Below are 17,923 nucleotides of genomic sequence, written 5' to 3'. Positions count from 1 at the left end.
TTTCCATTCACGATTCATATAATTGGTATCAGGAAATGGAATTAGATTTATATGTTGCACTGCACTATAGTACTGGCAAATTCTATAATGCACTGGAACAGTATGTCTACCTTCGCCTCCGCCCTGTACGCAGTATCCGCACCCGTGCTGGAGATTTCCCTGCTCAACGCCCTGCAAATCGTGCTGGTGATCGTCGCCGCGGGCGCCTTCGCCCTGCTGTTCAAGCCCTTGCTGGTGGGCATCGCCCGCGCCATGGTGCTGGTGGTGCGTCCCAAACTGAGCCGCGAAGAGCGCCTGGCGCGCCAGCAGATGCGCGAAGCGCAGGCGCTCAAGCGCACCCTGGGCAAGATGGATGGCGTGTCGCCGAGCAATGCCGCCGAACTGCGCGCCCTGTCGACACGCGCATAAGCTCGCTGTGACGGAAAGACCAGCCGGTGTGCGCACCGGCTTTTTTTACGCCCGCGTTTTTGCCTACGCCACGTCGCCCAGCAAGTGGGCGCGCAGCTGGGTATCGGCGGGATGGGCGCCGATCCAGATTTTCAGCAGCGCATTGTAGAAAGCCAGCTCGGGCACCTTGTCGCCCACTTGCTTGCCGTTCAGCTTGCATAAAGTGCCTTCCTCCGGCAGCCAGTCGACGGTCAGGATGTCGCCCTTCTTCAGGCCCGGGACCATCTCGAACATGGCGCCGAACTGCATCGTCTGGCTCAGCAGGCGCGTGCGGTCGGCCTGGTCGGAACTGCGGTTCAAGCCCTGCATGAAGGCTTGCCCCAGTTCGTCGGAGGTGATGTCGCGCAGCATGACGATCTCGAGACGGCGCGGCCCGGGCAGCGCGAGGATGTCGGCCAGCTGGGTTTTCTTTTCCGGCAGGTACAGGGCGATCGTGTAGACCTTGAAGATGACTTTATAGCGCACGCCGGCGCCGTTGAGCTTGAGTTCGCGGTTGGCCAGCTGTACCGTCTCGTCCAGCCTGACGCCGCCCACGTCGACGGCCAGGGCCGGCTGCGCCAAGAGGCCGCACAGGCAGGCGGCGGCGAGGCAAGGGCGCAAACGGGATGTACTGATGTGCATCTTCTACCTCCGTGGAAACCATGTGCTGTGGATAAGTTTGCACAAGCACACAGTGTAGAACAGTTGGCAGAAGCTGGCGCCACGCAGGCGCGGTGGCGAGGAAACGCCTAGGCCTTGGCGGCAGGCAGCTCGGCCTGCAGGCGCTCGTACTTGGCCATCAGCTGTTCCGGCGTCTCGCGCCAGGCGGGATTGAAGGGGATGCAGCTGACGGGGCACACTTGCTGGCATTGCGGCTCGTCAAAGTGGCCCACGCACTCGGTACACTTGTTGGGATCGATTTCGTAGATTTCCGCGCCCATGTAGATCGCGTCATTCGGGCACTCGGGCTCGCAAATGTCGCAATTGATGCATTCGTCGGTGATCAGTAATGCCATGATTTCACTCTTACTTATTGCGATGAGGCAGCGTTGGCGGCAATCTTGTTTTGCAGCCAGCGGTTCACCGAGGGGAAGACAAACTTGGAGACGTCGCCGCCCAGCGCCGCGATTTCGCGCACGATGGTGCCCGAAATGAACTGGTACTGGTCGGACGGTGTCAGGAACATGGTTTCGACATCGGGCAGCAGGTAGCGGTTCATGCCCGCCATCTGGAATTCGTATTCGAAGTCGGAGACGGCGCGCAGGCCGCGCACGATGACGCGCGCTTCGTGCTTGCGCACGAAATCCTTGAGCAGGCCGGAAAAGCTTTCCACCTGCACGTTCGGATAGTGGCCCAGCACTTCGTTGGCAATTTCCAGGCGTTCGTCGAGCGAGAAGAACGGTTGCTTGTTCTTGCTGTCGGCCACACCGACGATCAGCTTGTCAAACAGACCCGATGCGCGGCGCACCAAATCTTCATGACCGCGCGTGAGCGGATCGAATGTTCCTGGATAAACGGCTACAACCATTGCGGCTCCCTAACGATGCACCAATATAGACGCGCATTATGCCTGAAAATGGTGCCTCGCCCTGGGCCGGGGCGCCGTTTTAGCCCTCTTTTGCCTGTTTTATAGGCAGATTCAGGCTGTTGCCGGCACTTTGTTGTAAGTTAGCAAATGATAGTAAACGGTGCCCGCCTTGTCGGCGCGGATGACTTCCCACGGCGCCATCCACTCGGGCTTTTCCAGTGCGCTGTGTTCGTCGAAGACCAGCGGCAAGCCCGATTCCGCGTACACCATGCCGCCTTCCTTGAGCAGGTTGGCGCACAGCGGCAGCACTTTGGCGAGGAAATCCTGCTGGTACGGCGGGTCGAGGAAGATCAGGTCGAAACGCTGGCCCCGTGCCGCCAGGCCTTGCGCCGTCAGCAGGGCGTCGCCGCGCAGCAGCTGGACATTGTCGGCGCGCAATTTGGCCTTGTTCTCTTCCAGCTGGCGGATCACGGGCGTGTGCGTGTCGACCATGGTGACGCAGGCCGCGCCGCGGCTGGCCGCCTCGAAGCCCAGGGCGCCGCTGCCGGCGAACAGGTCCAGCACCTGGGCGTTGGCCCAGTCGCCGTCGCGCAGGTGGTTGATCCAGTTGAACACGGTTTCGCGCACGCGGTCCGGCGTGGGGCGCAAGCCCAGTGCCTGCAAGACAGGCAGCACGGAGCGCTTCCACTGGCCGCCGATGATGCGCACCTGGTTCGGTGGCGGCGCGTGGTGGACGGGAACTTTGGCGGGTTTTTTAATTTTCTTTTGCATGGGCATTTAAAACGCCTGACAAAACCATAGCGAGCGGCAGTGCGTTGTGGCCAGGAAGCGCGGCTGTGCGCAGGCACAGTGAGCATCGCAGGCCGCAAATCGCGACGCGCAGCAGGTTTTGTCAGGCGTTCCATTTCTTCAATTCGATGGCGGCCACTATAGCATATGGCCCCCTCGCCCAGCGCCGGCCCCCCGGCTGGCGCTGCTCTCCGCCTGGCCTTATTTGGGCTGGCTGGCGAGGGAATTGAAGTCGTCGATCCAGCCCTGCATGCGCTTGACGGCATGGGCTTTCTGCGCCGGCGTGGCAATCTTGATCACCGTCAAGACCATCTGCGCCGTGCTGTCCTGGTAAGCGTCAAAGAAGGCCTTGCGCTCGGAGTGCTCCAGGCGCTCGAAACTGTCCTTGATCAGGGTATTGATTAAGGCCACGGTGGCGTCCTTGCCGAGCTTTTCCTGCTGCACTTTCTTGACCAGGTTCAACACATTCTGCTGGCGCCGCATGCGCTCGTCGAGCCAGATCTCGTTGTTCAGCGGGCGCGCGTCGGACGCCTTGCGGATGATGGCTTCCTGCTCGCTGCTGAAACCGCCGAACCACAGCTCGAACTGCTCCATGGCTTTCTTGTAGCGCAGCTTCTGGCGCTTGTCCTGGTCGCCGCTCAGGTATTTCTTGCGGTAGTCGTCATTGTTCGACTTGAACTTCTTTTCCATCTGCGCGATCTGCTCGGGCTTGAGCGAGCGCGCCAGGTCGGCCAGCTCCGGCGCCGCCCTCAGCAGCAGCGTCTGGGTGCGGTGCTTGATCTCGCTGTAATCGGCCAGCAAGTCCGCCTGCGTGATGTTGCCCTGCAACTGTTTCTGCCCCGTGCGCAGGATGTCCACGTAATCCTTCAGCTGCGTCTTGCGGTGCCAGTCGAACAGCTTGTCGATGTCTTCCCGCACCCAGCCCTTCTGGTCGCGGTCCAGGTCGACGTATGCATTGAGCCACCAGTACAGCACGGTGTCGCCGTTGTTGTAGGCCAGGCGCAAGCCGCTGCAGCCGGCCATGATGACGAGCAGGATGGCCAGCACGGCATAAGTAAAGCGCCGGAACGGCGTGGAATACGGGGCCTGCGTGTTAAACTTTTCCATATTCTTAACTTTTAAAAAATTACGGTCTATGAACGTTGTCATTCTCGCCGCCGGTATGGGGAAACGCATGCAGTCGGCCCTGCCCAAGGTACTGCACCCGCTGGCTGGCAAGCCGCTGCTGTCGCATGTGATCGATACGGCGCGCACGTTGGCGCCGTCCCGATTATGCGTGATTTACGGACATGGGGGCGCTGCGGTGCTGAAGTTGCTCGACGGCTACAAGACCAGCCATGGCCTGACCCTCGACGCTGCCGAGCAAACGCAGCAGCTGGGCACGGGCCATGCGGTGCAGCAAGCCGTGTCCCTGCTCGACGAGTCGGTACCGACCCTGATCCTGTACGGCGACGTGCCGCTGACGAGTGCCGTTTCCCTGCAGAAATTGGTGCAGGCGGCCGGCAGCGACAAGCTGGCCATCCTGACGGTGGAACAGGACGATCCCTTCGGCCTGGGCCGCATCGTGCGCGACAACGGCGCCATCGTGCGCATCGTCGAGGAAAAGGATGCCACGCCGGCAGAGCGCGCCATCCGCGAAATCAACAGCGGCATCATGGTCGCGCCCACCGTGCCGCTGAAGAAATGGCTGTCGGCTTTGTCGAATAACAATGCCCAAGGGGAATATTATCTGACCGATATCGTCGCCCAGGCCGTCGCCGATGGCGTGGCCGTCACTTCGGCCCACCCGGCCGCCGTGTGGGAAGTGGCTGGCGTCAACAGCAAGGTGCAGCTGGCCCAGCTCGAGCGCATCCACCAGAACAACATCGCCCAGGCCTTGCTGGAGCGGGGCGTGACCCTGCTCGACCCGGCCCGCATCGACGTGCGCGGCGAACTTGTTTGCGGCCGCGATGTCACCATCGATGTCGGCTGCGTGTTTGAAGGCAAGGTGGTGCTGGGTGACGGCGTGCGCGTGGGCGCCAACAACGTCATCATCAACGCCACGGTGGCCGATGGCGCGCACATCAAGCCGTTCTGCCACATCGAGGATGCCGTCGTCGGCGCCGCGTCCATCATCGGCCCCTACGCGCGCCTGCGCCCCGGCACCGTGCTGGCGGAAGACGTGCATATCGGTAACTTTGTCGAAGTGAAGAACAGCCAGGTCGCCGCGCACAGCAAGGCCAACCACCTGGCCTACATCGGCGACGCCACCATCGGTTCGCGCGTCAACGTGGGCGCCGGCACCATTACCTGCAACTACGATGGCGTCAACAAGTTCCGCACGGTCATCGAGGATGATGCCTTCATCGGCAGCGACAGCCAGCTGATCGCCCCCGTCACCGTGGGCAAGGGCGCCACCCTGGGCGCCGGCACGACCCTGTCGAAAGATGCGCCGGCTGGCAAGCTGACCATTTCACGCGCCAAGCAAGTGACCATCGACGGCTGGAGCCGCCCCGTGAAGATACCGAAGTAAGCGGGCGCACCGTCCGGCAAGCATGACGCCGCCAGCCTTTCCGGGCTGGCGGCTTTTTTTACGCCTGCCAGATCCCTCCCCCGTCTGTGGGTAAGCCTGTGGAAAGCTTGCGCATAAGAAGGGATAACTGGGACTCTTGGGTTGCTGCCCTTGCCACCGCGTTTTTTACAGTGTGGATAACCGTGTGCACAAGCCTGCGCACAAGTCATGGACAAGCCCGGTATAAGCCTTGTATAAGCGCTGGACAAGCCGTGGACAAGCCGGGATAAGTTTTTCCTCCCGTCAGCCTTATGCCCAGGAAAGAGCCGTCTCATGTCAATGGGAAATCACCGTGCTGTGTGAACGCCAGGGAATGTGGATAAACCTGTGCGCAAGGCGTGAATAAGCCGGGAATAACTTGCAAGCCATTGTATCGACAGCATATTTTTGCGAGATGCGCGTCACGCCCCTGTGGGTAAGACTGTGCATAAGCATGTTGCTAACGGGTGAGCAAGCTGAGGATAAGGCGGGATAAGTCTTCAGCACTGGCCAGCTTGCCAAATTCGGCGCCGGTCTTTTTCTGCCAGTCAATGTGCATGCCTGGCGGGAGGGAGAGAATGGCTTGTGGATAATATTGTGCATAAGTGCACTGATAGCGCGGGATAACTTCGCCGCCACGGGGATTCAGACGGCGATGCGCGTCTCGAACTTGCTGCGAAACGTGGAAAAATAGCTTTTCACGTTGCGCACATTGGCATGCGCGGCAAACAGGCGGTGCGCCAGCGCGTGATACGCGGGCATGTCGGCCACCTGCACCATCAGCACGAAGTCGGGGCCGGGTGAGACGCGGTAGCACTGCAGCACGGCGGACTCGTCCGCCACGAGCTGCTCGAATTCCGCCAAGCGTTCCGCCGCCTGCACGTCGAGCGTGATTTCCACGATGGCCGTCAGGCGCGCGCCCACCAGCTGCGGCGCGACGATGGCCACTTGCCGTTCGATCACGCCGCTTTCCCGTAAATGCTTGACGCGCCGCAAGCAAGTGGGCGCCGACACGTGCACGGCCTGGGCCAGCTCGCTGTTGGTTTGCGATGCATCAATTTGCAAGGCGTTCAGGATGCGACGATCGATCTCGTCGAGGATGAGGTGGTGTTCGCTCATGATTTTGATGAATTGGAAAATAAATCAAGTATAAATGAAAGAATATTTCATCGCAAAATAGGTGTGAAATATTCAGTCAAAAATACCATGATTTAGAAAGCATATTTCATACGCTCTGCTTTAGCATGCGTGCATTGATTAATTTTTAACCAGAGGTTTCCATGTGCGGCATCGTCGGCGCAGTTGCGCAACGTAATATCACTCCCATCCTGCTCGAAGGCTTGAAGCGCCTGGAATACCGCGGCTATGATTCCTGCGGCATCGCCCTGCACGCGGATGGCCGCCTGCAGCGTTCGCGCTCCACCTCGCGCGTGGCCGAGCTGGAAAAGCAGATCGCGGAAGAAGGCTTGAGCGGTTTCACGGGCATCGCCCACACGCGCTGGGCCACGCATGGCGCCCCTGTCTCGTTCAACGCGCATCCGCACTTTTCCCCGACGGAAGAGAACGCCCGCGTGGCACTGGTGCATAACGGCATCATCGAAAACCACGACGAACTGCGCGCCGAACTGACGGCCCTGGGTTACGTCTTCCAGAGCCAGACGGACACGGAAGTGATCGCCCACCTGGTCGAGCACATGTACAACGGCGACCTGTTCGAAACCGTGCAGCAAGCCGTCAAACGCCTGGACGGCGCGTATGCGATCGCCGTCTTCTGCCGCGACGAGCCGCACCGCGTCGTGGCCGCGCGCCAGGGTTCGCCGCTGATCGTCGGCCTGGGCAATGGTGAAAACTTTGTCGCCTCCGACGCCATGGCCCTGGCCGGCACGACGGACCAGATCATCTACCTGGAAGAAGGCGACGTGGTCGACCTGCAACTGTCGCGCTGCTGGATCGTCGACGTCGATGGCAAGCCCGTCGAGCGCGAAGTGAAGACCGTGCATGCGCACACGGGCGCGGCCGAGCTGGGCCCGTACCGCCACTACATGCAGAAGGAAATCTTCGAACAGCCGCGCGCCATCGGCGACACGCTCGAAGGCGTGACCGGCATCATGCCGGAACTGTTCGGCGACGACGCCTATAAAATCTTCAAGCAGATCGACCGCGTGCTGATCCTCGCCTGCGGCACCAGCTCGTATGCGGGCATGACGGCCAAATACTGGATCGAATCGATCGCGAAAGTGCCCGTCAGCGTGGAAGTGGCCAGCGAATACCGCTACCGCGACAGCGTGCCGCACCCGAACACGCTGGTGGTGACGATTTCGCAAAGCGGCGAGACGGCCGACACCCTGGCCGCCCTGAAACATGCGCGCAGCCTCGGCATGCACCACACCCTGACCATCTGCAACGTGGCCACCAGCGCCATGGTGCGCGAATGCGCCCTGGCCTACATCACGCGCGCCGGCGTGGAAGTGGGCGTGGCCTCGACCAAGGCGTTTACGACGCAGCTGGCCGGCCTGTTCCTGCTGACCCTGTGCCTGGCGCAAGTCAATGGCCACCTGTCCGAAGAGCAGGAAGCTGCGCACCTGAAAGCCATGCGCCACCTGCCCGTCGCCATCGCCTCCGTGCTGGCGCTGGAACCGCAGATCATCGCCTGGTCCGAGGAATTCGCGCGCAAGGAAAACGCCCTCTTCCTGGGCCGCGGCATGCACTACCCGATCGCCCTGGAAGGCGCCCTGAAGCTCAAAGAAATCTCCTACATCCACGCCGAAGCGTATCCGGCCGGTGAACTGAAACACGGCCCGCTGGCCCTGGTGACGAATGAAATGCCGGTCGTCACCATCGCGCCGAACGATGCCCTGATCGAGAAGCTGAAATCGAACATGCAGGAAGTGCGCGCCCGCGGCGGCCAGCTGTACGTCTTTGCCGACGTCGACTCGCACATCCACTCCGGCGAAGGCTTGCACGTCATCCGCCTGCCCGAGCACTACGGCGACCTGTCGCCCATCCTGCACGTCTGCGCCCTGCAGCTGCTGGCGTACCACACGGCCCTGGCACGCGGCACGGACGTCGACAAGCCACGCAATCTGGCCAAGTCGGTGACGGTGGAGTAAGCGGGCCGGATGCTGCCTGTCGCTATTGTTGATAAATAAAAATGTTTGACACAAACTAAAAATGTTTGACACTGTCTAAAAATGTTTGACACAAGAATATCGAGTGTGACGAGAGCCAAATAAAGTTGGTCGGACTCGAATAAAGTTGGTCGAGCCAAAGTGGTCGGAAAAAGGACTCGACCTACGCCCTTTCAATCATCATATCGTAGTGCGGCATGTGGTTGGTTCCCTCGAATATTCTCTTGAAGATGACAAGCTGCGCCGCAATGACGTCGTCGCCGAACGCGTAGTATGCGTCGTCGTGCGAATAGTGTGAGCCATCGGCGGTTACGCCTGCAGGGCGCGGCGCTGGCGCAGAACCGAGACGTGCTGGAGCTGCGCCGCATCGAGGTGGACATGGTGCGCGCCGGCAAAGGGGGGATGGCGTGTTGCCGGCCAACATGTATGCCGGCGCGCCGTTGCCGTTCATCAACGCAGCAAAGTAAAATGCAATCGACTCGCCGGGCGTAAGCGGCGGCCAAAACGAGAGGTAGCCGGCTGGGGGCTAGCGAACCTCTCTTGTTGGTGAATGCGCAGGCAGATGCGAGGCAGATGGACCGAACCGGCGCCGGCGAATGTACTAGGCTGTACCAAGAATGTGAGCAAAGCAGCTACGATAAAAAATCACCGCGGCCCCGAGCCAGAGTTCAGCACTGGCCACCAACAAGAATTCTATGCATCAGTTTTAAGTGTTGATGGTGGTTGTTGAGCTGCAGTTCCGACAACGTCTGGCCATATCAGTTCAGCAGCCTTAAAAACCACAGAGGGATGAACATCTATCCCCCCAGCAGAATTGATTGCCCAAATATAGCTGGCGTCAGGACTGCTACTTTTTGGAAAAGAGAATTCAAGCTTATAGTCAGGGAGTGCTGCACTCAAACGGTCTTGGTAGACTTTTATGTCTACTTTATTATCAGAAAGCGTTAGAAAATCAAGACCCACGTTTATGATATTGCTCATAAATTCTCCATATTTAGATTCGGTATTTTGATAATGCCTAAAACTACATCTTGGCAGTAATATATAGTATCAGAACATATCAAGAAGCGAATGTTTTTGGCAATTCATTCCGTCGAGTCGTGTATGCCGGCGTCTTATTTTCTGATCGCATGCACCAGCGCGGTGCCAGTCCGGACGATGCCAGCGTGACCGTATCGCGCCCGAAGCGGCTGTTCAACGCATCGAGCGTTGCCATCACCTTGACACCTGGCTCGCGCGGGCGTGCCTCATCAAACAGCACACCCTGCAGCATACTCTTCGGGGACAGGTCCATGAGCATCACCCTGGCCTTCTTGTAGCGGAACCCCTCGATGAAAATGCGATCCAGCCCATGCAAGGCAGCACCTGCAAGTACGCGGCTATCATCCGTCGGCACGATCAACGGGACGGTTAGTCCGTTGCTGTACTGGAGTTCATTGCGGCGGCAGCGATCCGTTTGCACGAAAACATGCACAGCGCCACACACCGACCCTTGTGCCCGCAGCTTCTCGCCCGCTCGGGTGACATAGGCGGTCATGGCCTGGGCCAGCTCGTCAACGCTGGCCACCATGGCGCCGAACGACCTTGAGCTGATGATTTCCTTACGTGGCGGGGCTACTTCATCCAATGCCAGGCACGATATTCCCTGTAGCTCGCGGCACGTTCTTTCCATGACCACGCCGAACCTGGCGCGCATGTCGCGCGGCGAGGCATTCTTGAGGTCTTGCACAGTGTTGATGTCCGGGGCGCGTAGCTTTTCGCCGATGCGCCGGCCAACGCCGCTTACTTCGCCTACGTCGATATGGGTGAATAGCCAGTGCATACGGGCAGCGGACATGGTGGAGAGGTCACACACGCTGTCGAAGAGCGGGAATTTCTTGGCAATATGGTTGGTCAGCTTCGCTTGCGTCTTCGAGGCGCCAATTCCAACACAAACCGGCAGACTGGTCCAGAGTAGTACCTTGGCGCGGATATCCTGGCCCATGGCCGTAGGCGAGGCCCACAGCTCGCCCAGGCCGTTCAAGTTCAGGAATGACTCATCGATACTGTAGACCTCGACGTGGGGGCTACCCCCACCAGTATGACGGACACTTCTGATAGGTATGATCACCCTACTTCGCGCTTCATCTGGCACAAATACTGTATATCTATACACATTGAGCGCAAAACAGTGTAAAATTTAATTAGTCCAGAAATCATCGTAACTTTTCACATTAAAATCAAAGACTTATATTTAAAATGGACGAACAAAATGCAGTTAAAAAAGATTTAGTCCAGCTCGTTAGGCTATCTCTTTTGGAGCAAGCGGATGATGTACGTCTGTACGTCGCCCGATTGGTTCGCAAATACCGAACTACTGAGCCTCAATTAGCAGAGCAGCTAGATCTGTTTCTTAAGAATCGTGCAACAAGGACGAACACTCCACTGCGACGAGCTGCAGTACCGCCGAGGAACGCAGAGCATGCAATGCCGGTCGATGATGAGTCACGATTAACTCTCCTTCGGACATTCAACGATCCACGGGATTTTCCCGAGCCATTGCTCTCTGAAGATTTGGGAGCCTCGTTGAGTCAACTGCTAGAGGAGCGCCGTCAAGCCGATAGGCTAAAGGCAGCCGGACTTGAGCCCTCAAGGTCAGCAATCTTTGTCGGTCCTCCTGGTGTTGGCAAATCGTTGACTGCCAGATGGATTGCTGCACAGTTAGGTGTACCACTTTATGTACTGGACCTAACTGCCGTAATGAGCAGTTTGTTGGGCAAGAGTGGGAGCAATCTACGTGCAGCGTTGGATTTTGCAAAGCGAGTTCCATGCGTTCTATTTCTTGATGAGATTGATGCGATTGCAAAACGCCGAAGCGATGAAGCCGATATCGGAGAACTTAAACGATTGGTAAACGTAATACTGCAAGAGGTCGATAACTGGCCTGTCACAAGCTTACTAATTGCAGCAACCAATCATCCGGAACTAATAGATCCAGCGCTCTGGCGTCGCTTCGATCTCGAAATTAAATTTGAAATGCCTGATGAGACCGCCATCAAAGATTCCGTGCGACGCTTCCTAGGCAATGATTACCCTCTTCTAGCTAAGTGGATAGATGTGCTTACTTATGCGTTTAAAGGCCTCTCGATAAGCGATATCGAACGCTCAATTCAGAAGTTTCGGCGCACCTTGGTGCTGGGAATTGCTTCAGACACTGATCTAATTGAAGAGTTTATTCGCGGGCGAGCCCAAATGCTTGAGCACACGGCACGGATAGAATTAGCTGTCACGTTGACAAATAGCAAAACATTGTCTCAGCATACAGCTTCGGATCTCACTGGGGTAAGCCGAGACACAATTCGTAAACATGGAAACAAAAGCAATCAAACTAAAGAGAGGTATAAAAAGGCATGAACAAACCGAACTTTCTGATTGGCCGCGGCGAGCTTCTGGTACGTGACATCAAAGGTCCGAAGCGTTTTGGTGATAAAGCTGAGGTTTATCCTTACTCCTATGCCATTCAACGTCTCCGACCAAAGTTGAAAGACGCCTCCCAAACGCTGGATAGTCTGCCCGATGATGCGTGCCCTCGTGACTTTGGGGTGGCCTTGCTAACTCTCAACCCAGGTTACATTGCACGATCGTATTTTCCCGTCGCATTATTACGAGCAGCAGGCCTAGAATCGGTAGGCAGTCGAACAGTGAAGGTAACGCCGGAGGCTTGGACAAAAAAGGGAGAACCTGCTGAGTCTAGTACTACTCAGTTATTTGTCGCTGGAAAGCGCAGCGTTTTTCGTAGCCTACCCGATTGGATACAACATGCGGAGCAAGGTTCAGATGAAGCACTAGATATCGCACACATTGAAGAATTTCAAGCATTTTCACCGGATGCAAGAGTGCGAGATTATGGCAGTCTAAAGGAACGATTTTTTGAGGTAGGCCTTCATCTTCTGCAAGAAGATAGCTCTGCGTTCATTCAACAAGGATTCGCGAAATTCGCAGCTAAACTCGACGTGAAGTTATACGGAGATTTGGCATTCCGAGCAGGAAATTTGTGGTTCATACCCGCAGAGGGTAGTAGGCAAAGCGTAGAGCGTCTGGCTCTATTTTCGTTCGTACGCGTAATCAGGCCGATGCCTAAACTTCGAGGAATGAGGCCGATCACGCGTACATCGAGTGTTTCCATTACATGCCAATTACCCACGACGCAGCCGTTATCTTCTGAGCCCCGGGTAGCAATCTTAGATGGAGGGCTCCCATCTCAACATCCGATTTCTCCTTGGGTGAAGGCGTATCACCGCTTGGATCCAAATGCAGCTGACGATCTTGAGGCAAACGAGCACGGCCTCGGCGTGACCTCTGCATTTTTGTTTGGCCCCTTACAGCCAAATGGTATGGCTGATCGACCTTACTCATACGTGGACAGCATTCGTGTCCTCGACGATGATTCACATACTGAAGATCGGCTAGAAATGTACCGCACACTCGGATTTGTCGAGCAGGTACTTCTATCTCGCCAATACGAATTTATTAATCTAAGCCTAGGCCCTGATTTACCAATCGAAGATTCAGATGTCCACGCTTGGACCGCTGTTATTGACGATCTTCTCGGAGATGGTGATACATTTATGACCATCTCAGTAGGAAATAATGGAGAGAACGATCGTGTTTCTGGTAATGCGCGGATACAAGTTCCAGCCGACTGTGTCAACGGCATTGCGGTTGGTGCTGCTGATAGCACAACTGCAAAATGGGCGCGAGCAGCATACAGTGCCGTCGGACCGGGACGCAGTCCAGGAGTAATGAAACCGGACCTTCTCGCATTTGGTGGCGATTCATCTCATTATTTTCATGTGTTGACGCCCTCTAATCGGGCACGCCTTGCTCCACAGATGGGAACAAGCCTAGCGGGACCGTATCTCCTGCGATCTGCAGTAGGCATGCGGGCGATTTTAGGTACGGAGTTGTCACCACTTACCCTCAAGGCGCTCATGATTCACGGCGCGGACGCTGGGGAACATGATAAGTGCGAAGTAGGCTGGGGAAAAATTCCTGAGGACCTTATGACGCTGATCACCTGTCCAGATGGCGTCGCACGAATTATCTACCAAGGCGAGCTTAAGCCTGGAAAGTACTTGCGCGCAGCATTACCGTTGCCGCAAGGTGGCCTCACGGGCAATATTGTCCTGGGCGCTACATTCTGCTATGCCTGTCCAACCGATCCGCAAGATGCTTCCGCGTATACTCGCGCCGGACTAGACGTGGTGTTTCGCCCCAACTCGGCGAAAGTAAAAGACGGTGCCTCAAATGCATCGTCTAAGGGGTTCTTCGATATGAAGCAATTTGCTACTGAAGAGGAGCGGCGTTCCGATTTGGGTAAATGGGAGACTGTCCTGCATGGAGAAAAGAGCATGCGTGGCTCGTCATTAAGTGATCCAGTATTCGACATCCACTACAACGCCCGTGAGGGTGGGGGCAAAGCAAGCAATGCCGAGAAAATCCGATACGCATTAGTGATAACCATTAAGGCCCCCAAACATGCGGATCTCTACAATGATATCCTTCGTACTTACGTGAGCATTCTGACGCCACTTCAGTCTCAGGTTTCTCTGCCAATTCGAGTGTAAACCACCTGCGCTGGCGGGCAGTACTAAACTGTCTACCAGTGCAGGAGTGGGGCGCCCGCACCCTACGGAAGTTCAATGTGCCTTACTCTAGGACGTCCTGCAGGAATAACGTCTTTGCAGCACTACCAGAAACTGCACGCTGCGGGGTAGACAATAATACATTCGCACTTAGCCGAATGGTTTCCGCCGCCATGCGAAGCTGTCGGCGCGAAGAATCATTGCGGAGGGCTGGGAAGGATCCGACCGTTTCAAAGTGGGTAAGGACGTTTACTTGCCTAGTTGCTTCAGCCAAAAGTTGTCGACTACGAACCTCTTGCCGCCGCTCGAACGCTTTGTGAGCGGTCATCGGCTTGTCGGGGGCCTTTCCCGCGAAGCCAAAGCTCAGTCCGGCAGGACGTGAGGATGCAAGCATCATGCGCAACATCTTCGCAGTCTGCGGGTCCAACGGCGACTCAGCTTTCTCCGCCAATGCTAGAAGGTCGCTAAGTAACGTGCTAGCCTCCGCAAACAACGGCATCCCGTTATCAAGAAAACGCGACAACGTTTCGACGGCAAGGCTAGCGGCGCGGTCCATTGACATACCACGTTCGATCTGGCTTGTAGCACGAATCAGCTGTGCATCGGGGATCCCCTCATTCCAGTTGACAAGGTTGTCCAGCCATGAGGACGGCAGGCGATCCCAATCACGCTTACGAAGCAGATAGTAAGCTGCAGCAGTTGCAGCGATAGGATCTTCGAGCTTATCGCGCAACAGCTGATGTGCTAGTTTACTACCTGGATCAAGCATCGATTCAACCGAGCTGAGCCTGCCAGCCAGTAAAAACTCCATAATAGCCTCGGCATTAGGGCTATACCCGCCTACCACTACTCGCGGCGTCACCACTCCCGACAGAGTGCGCAACGACGTAACCAACACTCTAGTTTCCAGTGTGGGTAAGGACACAATCTGTGGCGTATCACTGTCCAGGCGCACAACCAGTGCACGTGGGTTGTGCGAATCCCGAAGCTCCAATTGAATTGCGTCCTGTGAGCGAGGAAGATCAATCAATTGTGCGTCCATCGGAATCTGCCGCCAGGCCCGGGCATCCGGTGTTTTCTCCCACAGTTGAAACCAAGCGTCCTTCATACCAGGTTGATTCAGCAGGGCCCCACCATGTCGCTTCATGTTTACACGCATAGCCGACCATGCCATCCAGTGGGAGGTTGTGACATCATCTCCAAGACTAAATGTCACTTCGTCGCGCCACACACGATCACGTGTTTGCAGCGGCTGCATCTCGGCCGTTCCATTAGGCAGAGTCAAACGAACGAAAATCGGTGCGTCGGTCCGGTCGTAGTGAATTTCCGTGAAGCGACGGGTATTCACGGCGCCAGTGGTAAGCACTTGTCCGTGCGCGTCAACAATACTCACCGGAAGAAAGGCAGGGAGAAAACCAAGCTCCTCGCGCAAGCTCAGTCGGATACGTAAACGATGCTGACTCATGGCTGCACCTCCACAGGAAGATGGTAATGCGGCGGTTCTAAGTACTGTACACCACTCGCATAGGGTTGGTGGCTCGCGCAATCTATCCGTACTTCGTACATCCCTTTATTCGCTTCAGTACACCAGATACCATCCGCTTGCCCACCAGTGATCGGTGGCGCGCTGGTATCAGCCAAATTGTGAATCTCGTAACGGCTTTTCATTCGCAACGCCTCGGGCGAGAGTTCGATCTCTACCCTGACTTTAGGTACCATGGCCGTTATATGCAATGGAGCATCCACTGCACCAGAAGGATGTGGAGTGCAGGATTGGGGATCGCCGCCACGCTCCTTGTTCACCATGGCCAGCAGCTTTGGCATCGCCTGGGTAAGTGCACTGCCATTAACGTGCCAGTTTGCTGTTCCGGGCTGAGGAACGCCACAATAGCCATCCAGCGCCTGCAGCAATGCATCCGTAAAGCGTGAGATCCCTACGCTATCGCCGTAGGCCAACTCGCCTTCCGTGGTGGACTCGATCCAGGTGGTACCACGGTTGACGTTAGCTGAGGAGAGTCCATCGTCCAACAACGGAGCTGGCCGCGCGCCAAGCCGTTCGCCAATGCCCCGGCTATATGTTCGGCAGGCATCGACGAATACGTAGAGTTGAGCAGGCACCTGTCGCCAAAGCGCGCGAACGGTGTTGGACAGATCAAAGCTTCCGGTTTGAAATGGACGGTTGCCATTAGCACCGTGATCATCTAGAAGCAGGATATGCTCAGGGCCATTACCCATCACGCCGTGCCCGCAAAAGTAGATCATACCCACATTATTGGCATGGCGTTGAACCTCGTCGATCCAGCGGTCGAAGCCAGCTTGGACAAGAGGCAAAGAAGCTCGCTCAATGCTATATGCAACGCCTGCCGCGTTAAGCTGCTCACTCTGCTCCGACGATACTAGAACTTCAAGCGTCGTAAGTGGCGCGCGCGGGTTGTGTAAGCCGCTGCCAGCACCGTCACCATCAATCAGCCAGCGTGCCAAACGCATGGCGGATATCGGCGGTGAGCTTAATACGTTTAATCCTAAGTGCACTTTGTTTCGTTGCTCGGGCCCCCCTCGCAGGTGACGGTAGTAGCCGACACCGATGATCAATACATGAGTACCCGGCATATCGTCGGCACTGCGCAGTCGAATTTGAGTCATTTGCTCATTTCCCCTCGAGGATATGTTGCGCCAACCGTTGATAGAAACTCGGCCATTTAAAGTACCCGGAATGCGCGCCGGTGACAGGGTAACCAGTGTTGTACTTGAAGTCATGTACAGTGTCGGGTACCGCTGCAGTGAACGTCGGCAAAACAAGAAAGCCCAGCACATCATTGGTATCGATGATGTTCAGCCAGCGCTTTACCCGCTTAGGCGAGGTGATGGCCTCTTGCGGCACTGCCTTACGGTCCGTTCGCCCAGGACTGGCCCACAATAGCGACATCTCTTCAAATAATCCGACTTGTGACCCTACGGTAATCCAAGCATCGATCTCAAGGTTAGTGCCTTCAGCGTAGTGGGTAAGGATGTCGTAAACGATCTCACCGCCAAAACTATGGCTGATGATCACGAGAGGCTCGTTTTTTGCGCGAGCGAGTTCGGACGCCTCTAGCAGAGATTGGAGCACCGCGGAGGCAATAGGGCCAGGCGTGGTACCATCACCGCGCTCGCTCAAATACCGGAAAGCATCGCCGATAAAGGTCGCGATCTTGCGCGTCAAGGGACGGCGTGAAAGGCCGACGACGGCATGGGAGAGTTGATCGGGGCCGAATAGTTTGAGACGTTTAGCGCCCTCTTCGAGCATACTCCAAAAACCGACACCGCCAAACGATTCAGCACCTGTAGTCTTAGGTGGACTGACGACGTCGAATATCTGATCCAACAGGTCATCTTTGGTACTCTGTGCCAACCAAGGCGAGGCGGTATCGGCTAAGCGAGCCTGTACAAGTCGATATGCTTTTGCGACCGCATGTATATCGGCATCGGACTGTGCCTCCTGAATGATCGCATCGAATAATAAGTCAATCGCAACGTCAGGCCGACGGCGCGCCAAAGCATCTAAGCTATCTCCTGTCGTCAAGGCGCCCGTCGCGATAGCGATTCCCAGCGAGGGTGACAGTTCACTCTCAATGCTACCGAATGTCTCGACTTCGCTACCTTTAGGAATCACGGCCAGATCGCGCCAGAAGCTGACTCCATCTCCTCCCCAATAGGGAGCAAACACAGGATGCTGTGGATCGATTCCTACTACCGGGGCAACGATCTCGCGCAGGAACGCCTCTCGCAACTTTTCTTCCCGCGTATAGTCAACGTCCTTGCGATTGTTAACACCGTGAACAAACACAAATGGCATGACAATCCTTTCTTGTGGTCTTAGCCTGTCACCATAGCATGAAATCATGTGATATCGCGATGG

16 protein-coding genes are annotated in these 17,923 nt (G+C 56.5%); 5 read left to right on the top strand and 11 right to left on the bottom strand.

All coding sequences use genetic code 11. The annotated features are described in order from the left end of the window. Nucleotides 1-102 precede the first annotated feature (102 nt). A complete protein-coding gene (locus tag EBS11_RS08120) occupies nucleotides 103-408 on the top strand; it encodes a hypothetical protein (RefSeq protein WP_290601919.1) in 306 nt (101 codons plus the stop codon). A gap of 63 nt (nucleotides 409-471) precedes the next feature. Here EBS11_RS08120 and EBS11_RS08115 read toward each other — a convergent pair whose 3' ends face one another. The 5 genes from EBS11_RS08115 to EBS11_RS08095 form a co-directional block, all read right to left on the bottom strand. Beyond that, complete coding sequence (locus EBS11_RS08115; protein WP_290601917.1) at nucleotides 472-1,068, bottom strand: chalcone isomerase family protein; 597 nt, start codon at nucleotides 1,066-1,068, stop codon at nucleotides 472-474. A 107-nt stretch (nucleotides 1,069-1,175) separates the two neighbouring features. Then, the gene (locus EBS11_RS08110; protein ID WP_131374858.1) at nucleotides 1,176-1,442 is read right to left on the bottom strand and encodes a YfhL family 4Fe-4S dicluster ferredoxin; all 267 of its coding nucleotides are present in this window, start codon (nucleotides 1,440-1,442) and stop codon (nucleotides 1,176-1,178) included. 14 nt (nucleotides 1,443-1,456) lie between these two features. Beyond that, the gene (gene coaD / locus EBS11_RS08105) at nucleotides 1,457-1,954 is read right to left on the bottom strand and encodes a pantetheine-phosphate adenylyltransferase (protein WP_034752633.1); all 498 of its coding nucleotides are present in this window, start codon (nucleotides 1,952-1,954) and stop codon (nucleotides 1,457-1,459) included. A 111-nt stretch (nucleotides 1,955-2,065) separates the two neighbouring features. Beyond that, a complete protein-coding gene (rsmD, locus tag EBS11_RS08100) occupies nucleotides 2,066-2,725 on the bottom strand; it encodes a 16S rRNA (guanine(966)-N(2))-methyltransferase RsmD (protein WP_290601907.1) in 660 nt (219 codons plus the stop codon). 219 nt (nucleotides 2,726-2,944) lie between these two features. Further along, nucleotides 2,945-3,850 carry a DUF6279 family lipoprotein gene (locus EBS11_RS08095; protein ID WP_290601905.1) on the bottom strand — a complete coding sequence of 302 codons (906 nt, stop codon included), beginning with the start codon at nucleotides 3,848-3,850 and terminating at the stop codon, nucleotides 2,945-2,947. Nucleotides 3,851-3,878: 28 nt separating this feature from the next. Here EBS11_RS08095 and glmU point away from each other — a divergent pair, with 28 nt between their 5' ends. After that, nucleotides 3,879-5,255 (top strand): bifunctional UDP-N-acetylglucosamine diphosphorylase/glucosamine-1-phosphate N-acetyltransferase GlmU, encoded by a 1,377-nt coding sequence (glmU, locus tag EBS11_RS08090; RefSeq protein WP_290601904.1) that lies wholly within the window; start codon nucleotides 3,879-3,881, stop codon nucleotides 5,253-5,255. Between the two features lie 663 nt (nucleotides 5,256-5,918). On the opposite strand, the gene EBS11_RS08085 is transcribed toward glmU, so the two are convergent. Further along, nucleotides 5,919-6,392, bottom strand: a complete 474-nt coding sequence (locus EBS11_RS08085) for an Lrp/AsnC family transcriptional regulator (protein ID WP_290601903.1) — start codon at nucleotides 6,390-6,392, stop codon at nucleotides 5,919-5,921. A 161-nt stretch (nucleotides 6,393-6,553) separates the two neighbouring features. On the opposite strand from EBS11_RS08085, the gene glmS reads away from it, so the two are divergent. After that, nucleotides 6,554-8,383, top strand: coding sequence for a glutamine--fructose-6-phosphate transaminase (isomerizing) (gene glmS, locus EBS11_RS08080; protein ID WP_290601902.1), 1,830 nt, complete (start codon nucleotides 6,554-6,556; stop codon nucleotides 8,381-8,383). 711 nt (nucleotides 8,384-9,094) lie between these two features. Here glmS and EBS11_RS08075 read toward each other — a convergent pair. Together EBS11_RS08075 and EBS11_RS08070 are read right to left on the bottom strand one after the other, a co-directional pair. Further along, the gene (locus EBS11_RS08075) at nucleotides 9,095-9,382 is read right to left on the bottom strand and encodes a hypothetical protein (protein ID WP_290601901.1); all 288 of its coding nucleotides are present in this window, start codon (nucleotides 9,380-9,382) and stop codon (nucleotides 9,095-9,097) included. Between the two features lie 79 nt (nucleotides 9,383-9,461). Further along, entirely contained in the window at nucleotides 9,462-10,511 is a 1,050-nt protein-coding gene (locus EBS11_RS08070; protein WP_290601899.1) for a DUF4113 domain-containing protein, read from the bottom strand. Nucleotides 10,512-10,639: 128 nt separating this feature from the next. Between EBS11_RS08070 and EBS11_RS08065 the strand changes: the two genes are divergently transcribed. Next, nucleotides 10,640-11,794 (top strand): ATP-binding protein, encoded by a 1,155-nt coding sequence (locus tag EBS11_RS08065; RefSeq protein ID WP_290601897.1) that lies wholly within the window; start codon nucleotides 10,640-10,642, stop codon nucleotides 11,792-11,794. Next, on the top strand, nucleotides 11,791-14,007 hold the full coding sequence (locus EBS11_RS08060) for a S8 family peptidase (protein WP_290601896.1): 2,217 nt from the start codon (nucleotides 11,791-11,793) through the stop codon (nucleotides 14,005-14,007). Before EBS11_RS08065 ends, EBS11_RS08060 begins: the two co-directional genes overlap by 4 nt. Nucleotides 14,008-14,089: 82 nt before the next feature. Here the strand turns inward: EBS11_RS08060 and EBS11_RS08055 are convergent, their stop codons facing one another. The 3 genes from EBS11_RS08055 to EBS11_RS08045 are packed head-to-tail and all read right to left on the bottom strand — an operon-like array spanning nucleotide 14,090 to nucleotide 17,860. Beyond that, nucleotides 14,090-15,490 (bottom strand): hypothetical protein, encoded by a 1,401-nt coding sequence (locus EBS11_RS08055; RefSeq protein ID WP_290601895.1) that lies wholly within the window; start codon nucleotides 15,488-15,490, stop codon nucleotides 14,090-14,092. Then, complete coding sequence (locus EBS11_RS08050) at nucleotides 15,487-16,668, bottom strand: caspase family protein (protein WP_290601893.1); 1,182 nt, start codon at nucleotides 16,666-16,668, stop codon at nucleotides 15,487-15,489. Before EBS11_RS08050 ends, EBS11_RS08055 begins: the two co-directional genes overlap by 4 nt. A gap of 4 nt (nucleotides 16,669-16,672) precedes the next feature. Continuing rightward, nucleotides 16,673-17,860, bottom strand: coding sequence for a hypothetical protein (locus EBS11_RS08045; RefSeq protein ID WP_290601891.1), 1,188 nt, complete (start codon nucleotides 17,858-17,860; stop codon nucleotides 16,673-16,675). Between the last annotated feature and the right edge of the window lie 63 nt (nucleotides 17,861-17,923).

It is taken from the genome of Janthinobacterium sp., assembly GCF_009923995.1.
GTDB lineage: Bacteria > Pseudomonadota > Gammaproteobacteria > Burkholderiales > Burkholderiaceae_D > Janthinobacterium.
Note: the sequence above shows the minus strand (reverse complement) of the source record. Positions and strands in the feature narration are given on the sequence as shown.

Excerpts from the sequence above, each read along its gene's own strand:
- EBS11_RS08085 (WP_290601903.1), bottom strand. The coding sequence starts at position 6,392 with ATGAGCGAACACCACCTCATCCTCGACGAGATCGATCGTCGCATCCTG.
- EBS11_RS08055 (WP_290601895.1), bottom strand. The coding sequence starts at position 15,490 with ATGAGTCAGCATCGTTTACGTATCCGACTGAGCTTGCGCGAGGAGCTT.
- EBS11_RS08045 (WP_290601891.1), bottom strand. The coding sequence starts at position 17,860 with ATGCCATTTGTGTTTGTTCACGGTGTTAACAATCGCAAGGACGTTGAC.
- EBS11_RS08060 (WP_290601896.1), top strand. The coding sequence starts at position 11,791 with ATGAACAAACCGAACTTTCTGATTGGCCGCGGCGAGCTTCTGGTACGT.
- EBS11_RS08095 (WP_290601905.1), bottom strand. The coding sequence starts at position 3,850 with ATGGAAAAGTTTAACACGCAGGCCCCGTATTCCACGCCGTTCCGGCGC.
- rsmD (WP_290601907.1), bottom strand. The coding sequence starts at position 2,725 with ATGCAAAAGAAAATTAAAAAACCCGCCAAAGTTCCCGTCCACCACGCG.
- glmS (WP_290601902.1), top strand. The coding sequence starts at position 6,554 with ATGTGCGGCATCGTCGGCGCAGTTGCGCAACGTAATATCACTCCCATC.
- EBS11_RS08115 (WP_290601917.1), bottom strand. The coding sequence starts at position 1,068 with ATGCACATCAGTACATCCCGTTTGCGCCCTTGCCTCGCCGCCGCCTGC.
- EBS11_RS08120 (WP_290601919.1), top strand. The coding sequence starts at position 103 with ATGTCTACCTTCGCCTCCGCCCTGTACGCAGTATCCGCACCCGTGCTG.
- EBS11_RS08065 (WP_290601897.1), top strand. The coding sequence starts at position 10,640 with ATGGACGAACAAAATGCAGTTAAAAAAGATTTAGTCCAGCTCGTTAGG.
- EBS11_RS08075 (WP_290601901.1), bottom strand. The coding sequence starts at position 9,382 with ATGAGCAATATCATAAACGTGGGTCTTGATTTTCTAACGCTTTCTGAT.
- coaD (WP_034752633.1), bottom strand. The coding sequence starts at position 1,954 with ATGGTTGTAGCCGTTTATCCAGGAACATTCGATCCGCTCACGCGCGGT.
- glmU (WP_290601904.1), top strand. The coding sequence starts at position 3,879 with ATGAACGTTGTCATTCTCGCCGCCGGTATGGGGAAACGCATGCAGTCG.
- EBS11_RS08110 (WP_131374858.1), bottom strand. The coding sequence starts at position 1,442 with ATGGCATTACTGATCACCGACGAATGCATCAATTGCGACATTTGCGAG.
- EBS11_RS08050 (WP_290601893.1), bottom strand. The coding sequence starts at position 16,668 with ATGACTCAAATTCGACTGCGCAGTGCCGACGATATGCCGGGTACTCAT.